14 protein-coding genes and 1 tRNA gene (1 of these 15 only partly in view) are annotated in these 15,202 nt (G+C 37.8%); 4 read left to right on the top strand and 11 right to left on the bottom strand.

Annotated elements, in window-relative coordinates:
- The 6 genes from ALPR1_RS06980 to ALPR1_RS06955 all read right to left on the bottom strand — a co-directional run.
- A protein-coding gene (locus ALPR1_RS06980; protein WP_008199495.1) for a PKD domain-containing protein crosses the window boundary here: on the bottom strand, positions 1–1,155 show its 5' portion. Its footprint begins 1,173 nt before the window's first position; the window shows 1,155 of its 2,328 coding nt (coding positions 1–1,155); the start codon lies at positions 1,153–1,155; the stop codon falls past the left edge of the window.
- Positions 1,156–1,251: 96 nt separating this feature from the next.
- On the bottom strand, positions 1,252–2,523 hold the full coding sequence (locus tag ALPR1_RS06975; RefSeq protein WP_008199494.1) for an adenylosuccinate synthase: 1,272 nt from the start codon (positions 2,521–2,523) through the stop codon (positions 1,252–1,254).
- Positions 2,524–2,665: 142 nt separating this feature from the next.
- Positions 2,666–3,706 (bottom strand): hypothetical protein, encoded by a 1,041-nt coding sequence (locus ALPR1_RS06970; RefSeq protein ID WP_237701632.1) that lies wholly within the window; start codon positions 3,704–3,706, stop codon positions 2,666–2,668.
- A gap of 25 nt (positions 3,707–3,731) precedes the next feature.
- Positions 3,732–4,073: an STAS domain-containing protein gene (locus ALPR1_RS06965; RefSeq protein WP_008199489.1), complete on the bottom strand. Its 342-nt coding sequence runs from the start codon at positions 4,071–4,073 to the stop codon at positions 3,732–3,734.
- On the bottom strand, positions 4,074–4,541 hold the full coding sequence (locus ALPR1_RS06960) for a Fur family transcriptional regulator (RefSeq protein WP_008199487.1): 468 nt from the start codon (positions 4,539–4,541) through the stop codon (positions 4,074–4,076). It lies immediately after the preceding gene.
- Positions 4,542–4,595: 54 nt separating this feature from the next.
- Positions 4,596–6,815: a RelA/SpoT family protein gene (locus ALPR1_RS06955; RefSeq protein ID WP_008199486.1), complete on the bottom strand. Its 2,220-nt coding sequence runs from the start codon at positions 6,813–6,815 to the stop codon at positions 4,596–4,598.
- Positions 6,816–6,986: 171 nt separating this feature from the next.
- Here ALPR1_RS06955 and ALPR1_RS06950 point away from each other — a divergent pair.
- The 4 genes from ALPR1_RS06950 to clpX all read left to right on the top strand — a co-directional run bounded on the left by ALPR1_RS06950 (position 6,987) and on the right by clpX (position 10,470).
- Positions 6,987–7,068: transfer RNA gene (locus tag ALPR1_RS06950), tRNA-Leu, on the top strand.
- 99 nt (positions 7,069–7,167) lie between these two features.
- Positions 7,168–8,493 (top strand): trigger factor, encoded by a 1,326-nt coding sequence (tig, locus tag ALPR1_RS06945; RefSeq protein WP_008199485.1) that lies wholly within the window; start codon positions 7,168–7,170, stop codon positions 8,491–8,493.
- Positions 8,494–8,568: 75 nt separating this feature from the next.
- Positions 8,569–9,240 (top strand): ClpP family protease, encoded by a 672-nt coding sequence (locus ALPR1_RS06940; protein WP_008199484.1) that lies wholly within the window; start codon positions 8,569–8,571, stop codon positions 9,238–9,240.
- Positions 9,241–9,243: 3 nt separating this feature from the next.
- Entirely contained in the window at positions 9,244–10,470 is a 1,227-nt protein-coding gene (gene clpX / locus ALPR1_RS06935) for an ATP-dependent Clp protease ATP-binding subunit ClpX (protein ID WP_008199483.1), read from the top strand.
- 73 nt (positions 10,471–10,543) lie between these two features.
- On the opposite strand, the gene ALPR1_RS06930 is transcribed toward clpX, so the two are convergent.
- From ALPR1_RS06930 to ALPR1_RS06910, 5 genes are all read right to left on the bottom strand, one after another.
- Positions 10,544–12,046: a glycoside hydrolase family 30 protein gene (locus ALPR1_RS06930; RefSeq protein ID WP_008199482.1), complete on the bottom strand. Its 1,503-nt coding sequence runs from the start codon at positions 12,044–12,046 to the stop codon at positions 10,544–10,546.
- Positions 12,047–12,051: 5 nt separating this feature from the next.
- Positions 12,052–13,176 (bottom strand): lipid-A-disaccharide synthase, encoded by a 1,125-nt coding sequence (gene lpxB, locus ALPR1_RS06925; protein WP_008199481.1) that lies wholly within the window; start codon positions 13,174–13,176, stop codon positions 12,052–12,054.
- A 72-nt stretch (positions 13,177–13,248) separates the two neighbouring features.
- Positions 13,249–13,560 carry a four helix bundle protein gene (locus tag ALPR1_RS06920; protein ID WP_008199480.1) on the bottom strand — a complete coding sequence of 104 codons (312 nt, stop codon included), beginning with the start codon at positions 13,558–13,560 and terminating at the stop codon, positions 13,249–13,251.
- Between the two features lie 183 nt (positions 13,561–13,743).
- The gene (locus ALPR1_RS06915) at positions 13,744–14,163 is read right to left on the bottom strand and encodes a 6-pyruvoyl trahydropterin synthase family protein (RefSeq protein WP_008199479.1); all 420 of its coding nucleotides are present in this window, start codon (positions 14,161–14,163) and stop codon (positions 13,744–13,746) included.
- Between the two features lie 182 nt (positions 14,164–14,345).
- Positions 14,346–15,191, bottom strand: a complete 846-nt coding sequence (locus ALPR1_RS06910) for a DUF1735 domain-containing protein (protein ID WP_008199478.1) — start codon at positions 15,189–15,191, stop codon at positions 14,346–14,348.
- Positions 15,192–15,202 lie beyond the last annotated feature (11 nt).

The following is a 15,202-nucleotide window of genomic DNA, read 5'->3' as shown; positions in this document are numbered from 1 at the left end:
AGTAAAACCTCCTGGCTCTTCGGTAGCAGAAATGATTCCTCCCTCTACTGTCAAAGACTGATTGTCAGGATTACACTGAGAGCGCTCGCATGCGTCCTCAGAAAGCTCCTCAATTTCCTCTAAGCTTTTGAAAAATTGAAGACAGGTAAAAGTGGAGTTCTCATTTAATAACTCTACATCTTCTTCTGTAATTTGAAATTGATTCTCGATTCCAATACACGCTTCCAAGTCTTCTATATCTGAACCGACAGGATTCAATAAATCCTCATCATTTGCAACTTCTACAAGTAAATTTCTAATCTCATGAAAATTCGTTAATCCACCAGTGGAAGCAGAGAAACCTAATTTCAAATTAGCAGGAGCTGGATAAGGATAGGGAACATCCTGGAAAATCGTGATGGACCGGGGAATATTCTCCTCTACGGTGTATTCCATTACCATAGATATCAAGTACCCTACGCCTGAAGGAGACGGATTTAAGGTCAAATTGACTTTTCTATATCCAGGCTTATTATAATCTGTGACGCGTTGCGTACCAATCCCTCCTGAGCTGATAGGGAAAAACTGATCTGATGCCAATCCATCTGGCCCGGATTCCATTGTTTTTTTTCCTTTGATAAAATCATAGCCAGTAAAACCATTTCCTGGTCCTCTAATGACGATAGCATTTGGTGTCAAATTCGGACCTGCCCCTGGAAAGCCTCCAGATTTCCCTTCTGCTGTGCTACCAAAATTCCCATACTCATCAAAGCCAACCCCCATATAGGCTCCAGCTAATCCTGGTTCGGTATCTCTTTTCGAATAACCCAAAGAACCCCCAAATCCTCCTATGGCAAAATTTGGAACATTGGCATCAAACAAAAAGAATGTCATTCCATCGGCTCCATCACCACCATAACTGAAATATTCAAAACTAGCCTTAATTCCATAAGCTGAGGAAAAGGGAATATCAATATAGACATACCCTCTTTGATTGAGTGTGTTTCCCGTTAGTCTCAAGGCCCCATCGACGAGTTGTGCATCTGCACCAAAAACCGTAGTTGACTTGGTCGTATTAGAATCAAAAGTTTCGCAATATGGAAACCCCACTTGAGCTAAAAGTGGAAAAGGCAAAAAGATAAGAATACTTAGAAAAGCTTTTAGGAATGTCTTCAAAGCGAAATAATTAATCCTTCTAAAGTAATGTATAATTACGTTAGAAATAAAAAAGCCTTCGAAAATTCGAAGGCTTCAAAAATATTCATTGTAATGTTATCTCAAAATAGTTTGATTTCTATCTGGGCCAACAGAAACCAACTTAATTGGAACATTCAGTTCTTTTTCCAAATAGCTAACATAAGCTTGTAATTCCTCTGGGAATTTTTCATAGGAGTCAATATTATCCAAGGAGCAGTTCCATCCTTTCATTGTCTTATAAACCGGCTTGACATCTGTTTCAGAAATCTCAAAACTCAAGCGATCAATTTTATCTCCATTTGGCATCTCATAATGTGTACAGACTTTAATATTCTCAAAAATATTCAATACATCTGCTTTCATCATAAACAATTGAGTAACCCCATTGATCATAATAGAGTATCGGAGAGCTGGTAAATCTAGCCATCCACATCTTCTTGGGCGACCTGTGGTGCTTCCAAACTCATTTCCTTCTTTCCTCATATCCTCACCATCCTTATCGAACAATTCCGTTGGGAAAGGTCCACTTCCTACTCGGGTACAATAAGCTTTGAAGATACCAAAGACCTCACCTATTTTAGAGGGGGCAACTCCTAAACCAGTACAAGCTCCTGCAGTCATCGTGCTACTACTAGTCACAAATGGATAAGAGCCAAAGTCCACATCCAATAAAGATCCCTGAGCGCCTTCTGCCAATATTTTCTTATTCGCAGCAAAAGCATCATTGACTGTATATTCACTGTCAATCAAATTCAAGGTTTTGAAGAACTCTATGGCTTCAAAAAACTTACTTTCCATCTCCACCAGTTCATCCAAAGGATGATCATAAAAGGACAGTATGGTTTTATGTTTATCTACGAGTGTCGTATATTTTTCCTTAAAATCAGGACTTAGGATATCTCCTACTCTCAATGCAGTTCTTCCTATTTTATCTTGGTACGTTGGACCGATACCTTTTAGTGTAGAGCCAATTTTTTTATCCCCTTTTGCTTTCTCATACGCTGCATCTAGCAATTTATGAGTAGGGATAATGATAGTAGCTTTCTTAGAGACAACCAGGTTTTTATGATAATCAATATCAAACTTACCTAATCCGTCAATTTCTTTCTTAAGAACAATCGGATCTAAAACCACTCCATTGCCTATAATATTTAGGATTTGAGAGCGAAAGATCCCAGAAGGTATTTGATGAAGTACATGCTTAATACCATCAAATTCAAGGGTATGGCCCGCGTTGGGTCCCCCTTGGAATCGGGCTACAATTTCATATTGTGGCGCGAGAACGTCTACTACTTTTCCTTTTCCTTCGTCTCCCCACTGGAGCCCTAGAAGTACATCCATCTTCATCTGATGTGCGGTCTATTCGTTAATGCTAACTCTTTTTGAGGCGTGAAATTTGCAATAAGCCCAAAGAAAACCAAGTAAAAGACCGGAATTATTTATTACTAGCTAGATTGACGTTATAATAATACATCACTTCCTCGATAGGTTAATCTTTGCCCCTGAACAACAAACCATACTTTGTATTTATGAAAGTGGTCGATAAATCTTGGTTGATTTCTGATAAACTTAGCTCACTTACCTTTTCGAAACTTGAATCAAAAACTTCCAAGAAAAGAGCCGCATCTTCCTCTCCTTCTCCTTTTACAGTTCTCACATATACATTCAAATCTTTGATGTAACTGATTGAGCCAAATCGAACTTGGTTCTTCCAAGCTTCTTGCCAATCCCATAATAACTCACCAGAATCAACCTCTTCTCTATAATTTTCTGGTCTTCTTTTTTGAGATGGAAAAGAATTGCTTTCGGAGGTATATGTTTGCTGCAAACCTGCATTTAAATCATAAACCAATATATCACTGAAGCTAGGATAACTTACCACAAGTTTATCTCCAATGACGCTAAGCTGAGGATCATCTCCCCCTCCTATTGTCACGTTTTTCCACTTTACTTTAAAACTTGTGTTGTAAAAACGAGATGAATCTAATGCCACTGGCAAAATAAACATGGAGTCTTGGTCGACATTATATCCAATTACCTTGATTTGATTTTCAAAATCATAGATAAAATACCCAATATTATCTCTTTGATCCAATCCTGTGAATTCCCTAGATGCTCCAGAAATTGCTATGGCAGGATATTTCAAATCTCCAAAAATCCCATATTCTTGTAAAAATTTACGAGACACCTCCTTAGTTTGAACATTTTGCCTGAAAAACTCCTGGCTATTAATGAACATATTAAATTCTGGGGAACTAAAATAAGTAAATACAGTACCGACTCCATAAGGTCCCTCGGTTTCCATAATTTCACCGTCCTGAGACCAAGCTGAATCAGCTGAAATAAAAATACTGTCCAATGAATGGGCAATTTTATTATAAATCGTACCCTTGGTTTTTGTAGAATCAAGAAAAACAGTGTGGTATCCGTCGGTTGTAAGCCCACCTTGTCCTATAAAAAATTCTTTTCGTTCAGATATTTCGAATTCAAAGCCATCTACGGAGATGTGGCTTTCTGAGCAGGAAAACAAAGTAATGAATAGACAAAATAAGGATTTACACCTTCTTTTTAAACTCATCCACAGAATCAAAAACCGTAAAAATATTGTTCAACTTAGTGATAATCAATAGCTTTTTTACATGCTCTGAAGGCGCAGTCAAATACACTTCACCTCCAACATTTCTCATTTTGGTTAGCATAGTAATCAAAAGGCCTATGCCACTGGAAGAAATATATCGAACCTCACTTAAGTCTACTACAAAAGTTTTCCCATTGTCCTGAATGGCATCTGAGACCACTTCTACTAGTTTTGGCCCCACTTCATCTCCAATCAAATCCCCTTGGATAAATAGGTAAGTAGCCAATTCATCCTTTTTGGTATTATAGGTTAATTTCATTTAGTCAGCTTTTTTGTTGTCACAATTTGTCTTCTGGCAATTACCGTATAAAATCAGGGAATGGTGCATTACCTGAAAATCCAGAATATCACCAACGGTATTTTGAATGTTTTGGATACGAGGATCACAAAACTCCAACACCTTATTGCAGTCCACGCAAATCAGATGGTCATGTTGCTTGTACCCATAGGATTTTTCAAACTGGGCCAAGTTTTTTCCAAACTGGTGTTTGGTAACCAAATCACATTCCACCAATAAATCCAAGGTATTATAAACCGTGGCTCTGCTGACTCTATAATTTTTATTTTTCATACTGATGTAGAGAGATTCCACATCAAAGTGACCTGTTCGGGTATAAATTTCTTCGAGGATTGCGTATCTCTCAGGAGTTTTTCTAAGCTTCTGACTTTCGAGATATGCTGTAAATATTTTTTTTACCTCTTCGAAATGTGCGGTATTCAAAGGCATCTTGAGCTATTTTTTTCAAATATAACTTTTGTGAGTTAGAAAAGATTCAATTTACTAATCAAACCTCGTAACCTTATGAATCCCGTCAACTTTACTCAAGTTTTTCATCAATTTATCGAGGTGTTCGGTACTATGAACATATAACTTGATTGTCCCTTCAAAAATACCAGCATCGGAATCTACAGTAATGGATCTCATATTCACTTTCAATTCACTGGAAATCACTTGCGTCACATCATTAATTAAACCTACTCGGTCCGTACCGATGATTCTTAACCCTGCAAGAAAAGCAATCTCCTGTTGACTGGTCCATCTTGCTTTAATCACTCTGTTTCCATGATTAGACAGTAATTCCAAAGCATTGGGACAAGAAGTACGGTGAATTTTTATCCCCTCATTAACTGTCACAAAACCGAAAACATCATCTCCGGGAATTGGATTACAGCATTTGGCAAGGATGTAATCCACCACATCCATATCTTCCCCTATCAGTAACTGATCATGATCAGGGCCTTTCAAACTTTTTATTTCTTTGGTGAAAGAAGATTCATCTTTCACTTTCTCCTGAATGGCTCTATTCTTAAGTTTCTGATTTGCTTTAAAGTCTTTAAATGACTTAATGGTGGTAGGATCAATTATGCTTTTTCCCACACGATAATAAAACTCATTCGCTGTTTTCAATTCGAAATAAGCTCGAAGTTTATCCACTACCTCGGAATTAAATGGCATTTTCATCTGCTTTAATTTCCGTTGTACGATTTCTTTACCATCGAGAATTGCAGACTTCTTTTCCTCTCTTAAGGCATCCTTTATTTTTGCCTTGGCTCTGGAGGTAACTACCGTATTTAACCAGTCTTCAGTAGGTTTTTGCTTATTGGAAGTTAGAATTTCTACCTGATCTCCATTTTTCAGTTTATGGGAAATCGGGACTAATTTCTGATTCACTTTGGCTCCAATGCATTTCGCTCCGATTTCCGTGTGGATTTCAAAAGCAAAATCTAATGCCGTAGACCCAAATGGCAATACTTTTAAATCACCCTTTGGCGTAAAAACAAATACTTCTTCATGGAATAAATTTCCTCTGAAATCATCCATGAATTCAATGGCAGAACCATCATTTGACTCCAAAAGCCCTCGTACTTGAGTAATCCAGTCATCTAACCCACTGGTTGGTTTGTTGCTCGTATCCTTTTCTTTGTATTTCCAATGAGCAGCATATCCCCTTTCAGCAATTTCATCCATCCTGGATGTCCTAATCTGAACTTCTACCCATTGTCCCGTATTACTCATTACCGTAGTATGCAATGACTCGTATCCATTGGATCTGGAAGTACTGATCCAGTCTCGAAGTCGATCTGGGTTGGGCCTGTAAAAGTCTGTCACGATAGAATATACCTGCCAACAGTCAGCTTTTTCGTTTTCCAGCTCACTCTCCAAGATAATCCTGATTGCAAAGAGATCATAAACCTCCTCGAATGGAATTCCCTGCTTTTTCATTTTACTGTAAATAGAATAAACCGATTTTGGTCTTCCTTTAATAGCAAAATCAAATTTCTGTCGAATCAACTCATCCTCTATCGGCTGAATAAAGGATTTTATAAACTTATTTCTCAGCGATTTCGATTCGTTGATCTTTTGAACAATCTTCTGATAGGTTTCAGCATCCGTAAATTTCAGATACAAATCCTCCAACTCAGATTTGATCGCATACAAACCCAGTCTATGCGCTAAAGGAGCATACAAATACATGGTCTCGGAAGAAATCTTCAACTGCTTATGACGAGGCATGCTTTGAAGGGTCCGCATGTTATTAAGACGATCGGCTAGTTTGATCAGGATGACCCGAACGTCATCTGAGAGTGTCAGTAGCATTTTCCTGAAATTCTCAGCTTGCTGCGAACTTCCATAATCAAAAACGCCAGCAATTTTGGTCAAGCCATCAATGATGCTCATGACTTTATGACCAAATTCCCTTTCAATGTCTTCTAATTCCCAATCAGTATCTTCTACCACATCATGGAGCAATGCTGCTACAATAGAGGTTGTTCCTAAACCAATTTCTTCCACACAAACCAAGGCAACCTCTAAAGGGTGATAAATATAGGGTTCCCCGGATTTTCTCCTCATCTCTTTATGTGCTTCGAGAGAGACATTAAAAGCCTTTTTTATGAATTTAGCATCCCCGGGTTTCAATACGGGTTTTGCTTGTCTCAAAAGCCGGCGATAGCGTTTGAGAATTTCTTTTCTTTCTTCTTCAACATCCACTTGGATCATACGGGCCTCTTTTTTTATTCAAAAATGGAATCTGTGAATTTCTTTGCCTAATTCTTTTAATTTTTTTTTACGACCTATTGCATTTTGAAAATTACTATTTACCTTTGCATCCACAATCGGGAAACAGACGGAATTTAAAAGTAAATTCAAGCTTGTTTTTTAGAACGATACGCGGATGTGGCGAAATTGGTAGACGCACTAGACTTAGGATCTAGCGCCGCAAGGCATGGGGGTTCGAGTCCCTCTATCCGCACGATTACCGAACCCTCAATCACTCAACTGTTGGTTTTAACAGGGAAGAGATTGGGGGTTTTTAGTTAACCCATTTTATATCATCATAAAATCAAACGCCTTGGAAATCTCATTAGACAAGCAATCAGCGAATCAAGCTTCAATTAAAATTAAACTAAACGAAGCAGATTACCAACCAAAGGTAGACGCGAAACTGAAAGACTACGCGAAGAAGGCCAACATTAAAGGGTTCAGACCTGGAAAAGCGCCTGTTTCCATGGTGAAGAACATTTATGGTACTTCCGTATTGGTGGAAGAAATCAATTCTATCTTAAGTGAATCTTTAAACAATTACCTAAAAGAACAAACTTTTAAAGTTCTGGGTGAGCCTCTTCCAGTAGAGAACAATGAGACGATCGAATGGAAAACTCAAAAAGAATTTGATTTTGAATATAAAATCGGATTTGTTGAAGAGGTTAAAGTACCACTTGACAAGAAATTCAAAGGAACAAAGTACTCTATCAAAGTTGATGATAAATTGGTAGAGGAAACAATTGAAAACCTTAAATCTCAGTCTGGAAACAGCACTAACCCAGAAGTAAGTGAAGCAGGTGATCATATTTATGGTGACTTAGTAGCTACTGATAGTGGTTTTTCAAAAACTCTTTCCTTAGACTTATCAAAAATCACTAAGAAATTAGCAGGCAAATTCACAGGAATCAGCAAAGATGCTGTAGTGGAATTTGACTCAAAGGATATTAAGAAAGCTCAGTGGGAAGAAGCTTTGGGAATGACTGAGGAGGAAGCAGAATCAGCAAAAGGCCCAATTACTTTTACTGTTAAAAACATCAACCGTACTGAAGAAGCTGAAATGAATCAGGATTTCTTTGACAAGGTATTTGGTCCTGGTGTAGTAACTACAGAAGAAGAGTTCATTGCGAAAGTAAAAGAAACACTTCAAGGAAATTACGACAAAGAATCTAAGGCCTTCACTGATGAAGAATTGAAGAAAGAATTGACTGCGGCAGCGAAGGTTGATCTTCCAGAAGAATTCTTAAAAGAGTGGTTGATCAGAGCAAACGAAGGAAAAGTATCTTCTGAAGAAGTTGAGAAAGAATTCCCAATGTATGCGAAGCAATTAACTTGGTCATTGATCTCTAATCAATTGGCTACAGAAAATAAAATTCAGGCTGAGCATGAAGATGTGATCGCTAAAACTAAGGAGATGATCAAAGAACAATTTGCTTCTTCTGGTTTGGGTTCTCAAATGGAAGACAGCATGGACATGTTCGTTGACAACTACTTAAAAGGTGAAGACGGTCAAAATTACATGAACATGTTAACCTCTGTTCAAAATGACAAAGTTCTTGCTTATGTTCAAGAAACAGTCGATCTGAAAGAAAAGGAAATAACGATTGATGAGTTCAAGGAACTTTTAGAAAAGTAATTCGTTTATTGATAGCATAAAAAAGTCCTTATTTAAGGGCTTTTTTTATTTTTGTCTACCACAACAAACTCGAACATGATCAATAAAGAAGAATTCAGAAAATATGCCATCCACAATCAAGGGGTGAACGGTACTGCATTTGACCAGTATACACAGCATATCGAAAACATGACCCGCTCAGTAATTGAAGAGCGACCACAGAATTTTAGAGAAATTGATGTCTTCTCAAGACTGATAATGGACAGAATCATTTTCCTGGGAACAGGTATCGATGATCATATTGCCAATATCATTGTAGCCCAGCTTCTATTTTTGGAATCGGTTGATGCTAAAAAAGATGTTTTGCTTTATGTAAATAGCCCAGGAGGCTCTGTAACAGCAGGTTTAGGCATTTATGATACAATGCAGTACATTGGTCCTGATGTAGCTACTATCTGTACAGGAATTGCAGCTTCTATGGGAGCTGTATTGTTAGCAGGTGGAGCGAAAGATAAAAGATCAGCACTGAAGCATTCAAGAGTAATGATTCACCAGCCATCTGGAGGAATGCAAGGTCAATCCAGTGACATGGAGATCTCTCTTAAATTAATCCTATCCATGAGACAGGAGCTGTATCAGATATTGGCAAACCATACTGGTAAAACCTATGAAGAAATCGAAAGAGATTCTGATAGAGATTACTGGCTCAAAGCTCCAGAGGCGAAAGATTACGGCCTCATTGATGAAGTATTAGTTAAAAAATCCTAAGTAATGGCTCAAGTTACCTGCTCCTTTTGCGGTAGAAATAAGAAAGATGTGGATTTAATGGTGTCAGGTATTTCTGCACACATTTGTAACTTCTGTATCGATCAAGCCCATCTGATTCTTGGTGAAGAAGAAAAGACCAAAAAGCCGGATGATGCTCAACCAAAGTTTCAATTAAAAAAGCCGAAAGAACTTACCAGCTTTCTTGATCAATTTGTAATTGGGCAGGAAGAGGCAAAAAAAGTTTTGACGGTTGCAGTATACAATCACTATAAAAGGCTATCTCAAAAAACCGACAAGGATGATGTGAAGATTGAAAAATCCAATATCATCATGGTAGGTGACACAGGAACAGGGAAGACCTATTTAGCCAAGACTTTGGCCAAAATATTGGAAGTCCCATTCTGTATTGCAGATGCCACCGTTTTGACGGAAGCAGGCTATGTAGGTGAAGATGTGGAAAGCATCCTTACAAGACTCCTTCAATCTGCAGACTACAATGTAGAAGCGGCAGAAAGAGGAATCGTATACATCGATGAACTTGATAAAATAGCCCGTAAATCAGACAACCCATCCATTACTAGAGATGTAAGTGGAGAAGGTGTACAGCAAGCTATGCTGAAATTGTTGGAAGGAACAGTAGTCAATGTTCCACCTCAGGGAGGCAGAAAACACCCAGACCAGAAGATGATTGCTGTCAATACTGATAATATCCTTTTCATCTGTGGTGGAGCTTTTGATGGAATCGCCAGACATATTGGAAAGCGCCTAAATACGCAACCCATGGGATTTGGCAAAGCAAAAGATAATGCGGTTGCAGATAGAGAAAATCTTCTTCAGTACGTTACTTCGCAAGACCTGAAAGCTTTTGGTTTGATTCCTGAACTCATAGGAAGACTTCCAATCTTAACTCATCTGGATCCACTACATAGAGATTCTCTGAAAAGAATCTTGACAGAGCCTAAAAATGCATTGGTGAAGCAATATGATAAATTACTCAAAATGGAAGGAGTAGATATCGTATTTGAAGAAGATGCAATTGATTTTATTGTGGACAAAGCAGTAGAATTCAATCTTGGTGCTCGCGGTCTAAGATCTATCTGTGAAGCCATCATTACTGATGCGATGTATGAAATCCCATCGGATGATTCCATCAAAGAATTGGTTATTGATGCGAAATACGCACAGAGTAAATTTGATAAATCTAAATTTAAAAGATTGCAAGTAGCTTAAAACCTTACATTGCATCTGATATAGAAAATCCCTTCAATTATTTTTGAAGGGATTTTTTTTGATTGAAAAGGTATTAATCCAGTGATATTAAAAAGGTCATCACAGATTCTTTGGGTATTTCTTGTAGCGATCCTGAAATTTCAATTGCTGCTAAATTAGAATTCTCGTCGGTTATGTATGCCTTGATCCACTTCGTGTCAGAATTAGCTATTTTCAATAGTTCCGAGGTAGGGTTGCTATTCAACACAATCAAAACAATGTCTTTTGTATCCGGATTTTGAAATGCTGAGACCATTAATTTTTCATTGGAAACATCTAAGCCTATTCTTTGATATCCAGGTCTTATAAAACGACTATAATTCCCTAAAACCCATAGCATTTTACTTTCAAAAAATCGCCCATCTTTCTTCTCTTTATCAATATAAATAAGGCCATCCTTGTAATTGTAAGGTGAAATCGCCAACCACCAATTCCATGCTGAAGCATTTGAAATGGTCAAATCCTGATGAATGACCCTCGCCATATACAAAGCGGATTTCATGCCCAAATCTCTACCATTCCCTCTAATTTCACCCTCATTATCTCCCAAAATACAATATTCAGACATCCAATAATTTAAACCTGGAATGGAGGCTACAGTAGAAGCGACTTTGGCTCTAAGGTCAGCAGATTTATCCAGTGGACTTGTTGTAAAATAGCTATGCGCAGAAATGACATTAGAAAGGTTTGACAAATCTCCCAAATACGTTGGAGACTTCTGATCAAAAAATGATTTCACCTGTGTACCTCGTTGCGGCTTGTCTGCTTTTTCAAACAAGTAATTAATTTTACCTGCCTCCGCTACATCAATCTTCACTTTAATGTCATGCTCTTGAAAGGAAGTATTGATCCCTTTTACCAATTCAGCAATTTGTTCATTGGTGTAGGGATTCCCTTCTTGTCCTCCATCCGACCAATCCCATTGGGGTTCGTTTACTGGACTCACATAGCCTGGGTTTAATCCCATCTTTTGCAGGCCAGAAACAACATCACTTAGATAGTCTGAAAAATCATCAATTGCATCTGTTTTTAGATTGGATCTCCCATCACTGGAATATGCCTTTGAATTTTTGGTAAACTGAATGGGCGGGCTATTTGAAAAAAGCAAAAGCTTCTCTACACCCCTATTTTTTGCAGCCTCAGCAAACCAAACTTGTCTTTCAGCTTTGGACATATCTAATTCCCCTTTATTGCCTAAAAAGGACTCTGCCCTCCTCCATTCATCTTTAATTCCGCTTGTTTCACCTTGCTCTGCACTTCCAGCCCCGAGGTTAAATCTCCACATAGAAAGCCCGATCCCTTCCGGATTTCCCTGTTTCATTTCCTGACTAAACAATAGATTAGCAATGGCCTCTTTTTTGGCTTCTGGCCAATTCCCAACAAATTGAGCTGACCAAGCATCAGAAGCTCCAAAATGATCTATTGTTTGGAATTGAACCTCAGGATGGAGAGTAACCGAAATTTCATTTTTAGTTTCCTGCGCTTTGGAAATTGTAACCGATAGCAAAAAAAGAAATAGGCATATTCTAAAATTCATGGAATTTAGTTATTGTTTGATAAACTGGCCAAAATAAGATCCGCTGTCACTTCAGAAGCTTTTTGTATCCCAAGTTTTTCCTGAATCAAATCATAGCCTTGAAGCATTTGACCTTTGTAAACTTGATCAGATAAAATCAAACTCAATTCCTTTTTAAGATTCTGAACTGAAAATTCACCTTGGATCAATTCTTTGACTACTTCTTTTTCAGCAATTAGATTTACCAAAGAAATAAAACCGATTTTCACCAGTCTTTTAGCAATGAAATAGGTGATCGGGCTGGTTTCGTAAACAACCACTTGTGGAACTCTGAACAATGCTGTTTCCAAGGTGGCTGTGCCCGAAGTTACTACAGCGGCTACTGCATGTGTAAGCAAATCATAAGTCTGGTTAAACACCACTTTTAATCCCGCCTTACGAGCTGGCAAATAAATTGATTCATCTAAGCTATCCACGCCTGCAATGACAAATTGTGCTCCTGGAAATACACCTGTCAACTCAACCATTTTATTCAACATGGATTGCACTTCCTGCTTTCTACTACCAGGAAGCAAGGCAACGATCGGTTGGTAGTTCAACTCATTCTTCTGAAAGAAAAAGTCATGCTTTTGAAATTTCTTTATTTCATCAAATAGTGGATTCCCAACATAAGTCACTTCCATGCCATACGTTTGGAAAAATGCAGGTTCGAAGGGTAATATGGAATAAATATGATCTGTAAATGCTTTTAACTTTAAGGCTCTTTTTTGATTCCAAGCCCAAACTTTAGGCGGAATATAATAATGAACAGGAATCCCCTTTTCTTTTGCGAAAGCAGCTATTTTCATGTTGAAGCCACCATAATCAACCAAAATAATTGCATCGGGTTGATAAGAAATGATATCAGCTTTGACTGTTGATAGGTATTTCAAGACTTTCCGAAACCCTAATACCACTTCCAAAATACCCATTAAGGCGATCTCTGAATAATCTACAGCCAAATCCACTCCTGCATTTTGAGAGTAACTCCCTCCCATCCCTCTAAAGTCAAGGTTTGAGTTTTTTTCTTTTAAAGCCAAAACCAAATTGGAGGCATGCAAATCACCGGATCTTTCACCGGAGATGATGTAGAGTTTGTGAGGAGAAATCAAGTTTTAGTTAGATGTGATAAGTGAAAAGTAATATGTGGAAAGTAGAAAGCAACTCCAAATCAAGACTGTGTCCTATTTACAAAATAAATCTGCTTTATTGATCATGGAGTTTAACATGTGATTAATGGTGATACATTTATCTAGCAATATTTTTTCTTGATCAATGGTAATATAACCACAATCATGAGCAATTTCTACCCAATGCTGCGTCTCAAATTGCTCCGCGTCACCATCTGTGAGCTTGCTTATGAAGTGCCTAACAAATCGTCTCTTCCCCCAACTTTCGGCTATTTGCGCACCTATTGATCGGGAAGACCTTCTAATCTGATCAGTCAAGGAATATCGTTCTTCAGCTGGAAAAATAAGTGATAGTTTATAAATCATAGAGGCGAGCTCACGAGATAACTTATATAAACTTCTAGTTCTTTAAAAGAATTTACAAAAGCCACAGCGAAAACATTTAGGATTAAAAATATATTATGCGCTTTACAATATTCTGACTTAAACCTCTTACCTATCACATTTCACCTACAGCACCTACTCCAAACTTACTACTCACTATAAATTTTAATCTCCAAAGTATTCCACAAAATTCCTTGGCGTTTCGTAAAGGGTTAATTTATGAAGTCCTCCATGATGGGTAAGTTCACGTACTGCAGGCTCAAGAATCTTCCAGAATTCCATCACCAAGTTTTCACAACTTGCCAATTTACCTTCCATAAAATCTACATCCACATTAAGGTTTTTATGGTCCACCCGGTCAATAACTAAAGTCCGGATAGTAGTACTCAATTTTTTCAAATCCACTACAAAACCGGTTTCTGGGTCGGGAGTTCCTTTGACCATAACTATCAGCTCAAAGTTATGCCCATGCCAGTTGACGTTGGCGCAAGGACCAAATACTTCCACATTTTTTTCCTCGGACCACTTAGGGTTCCAAAGTTTATGTGCGGCATTGAAATGTTCTTTTCTACAGACGTAAATCATAGATTCTTAAATAGGTCGCAAAGTTAAGTAAAAAGACAGAAAATCATGAATGAACAGTAAAAAGGAAAGTCAAAGCACTAAATCTATATTTCTTTAGAAATAAAAAAACACCACCTAGCGAATGCTAGGTGGTGTTCCATATTTTGAAATAAACAACTATCTAAAATTAGACAGAGGTCTTTTTACTTTTTAACCATTGTTTGTTCAAAGGCATAGCCACTTGACACAAAAGAAAGGTAAATTGTTTTTGTTTCTGGATCCCAATAATTATCTGGGCTATTGGTTACAGGACCTAATCCTGATACAGATAGCACCTGAGCATAATTTGTGTCTGGATTTACTTCAATTACGGTTTGGTTTGAATAAACCCCAATCAAGTTTGAAGTAGTAGTGAACTCACCAGTAGTAGACATATGAACGGTGTTAGTACCTGATCCAAATGGACTAGAATAAGTGTTTGTCCAATCTCCGGCCCACTGATTATTTGGGATAACCGCATAGATCATATTGCTGAAGTTACCACTTACTTGACCAGAAGAAGCAGAAGCAATTCTGATTGGAAGCGCATAGTTCTTATCAAAACCAAACTGATCTGGTCTTACAGTAACTATAACACTCACTCTTTTCTCGCCTTTTGGAATCGTAACAGTAACTGAGTTACCACCACCTGGCAATTCGTAGCTACTATCGTCAATGATGTAATATCCATTTGACTCGTCTAATCCTTGATCTGCATTAAAGTCATCAAGAGCAGAAGGAGCAACTTCGATTGTTACATCGATATCTTCTGGAGCATCAAATGCACCAGAATACTGAACGATCACTTCAATTTGATCTTCAGGAACAGACTCAAATGTCAATCTGTTCATTGGATAAATACTACCAGAAGTAGCCAATGGACCAATTTCAACTATCTCAATAATTCCAGTTGAATTGGAAGGATCGAATAATGGATCCTCATCCAAGCAAGACGTTAGTGTAAGAAGTACTACACCGAACAGTCCTAGTTTATTTATAAATGATTTCATAATAGTTTTCT

Origin of the sequence: Algoriphagus machipongonensis (assembly GCF_000166275.1) — a bacterium.
Classification (GTDB): domain Bacteria; phylum Bacteroidota; class Bacteroidia; order Cytophagales; family Cyclobacteriaceae; genus Algoriphagus; species Algoriphagus machipongonensis.
This window is presented reverse-complemented; position numbering and strand designations above follow the sequence as displayed.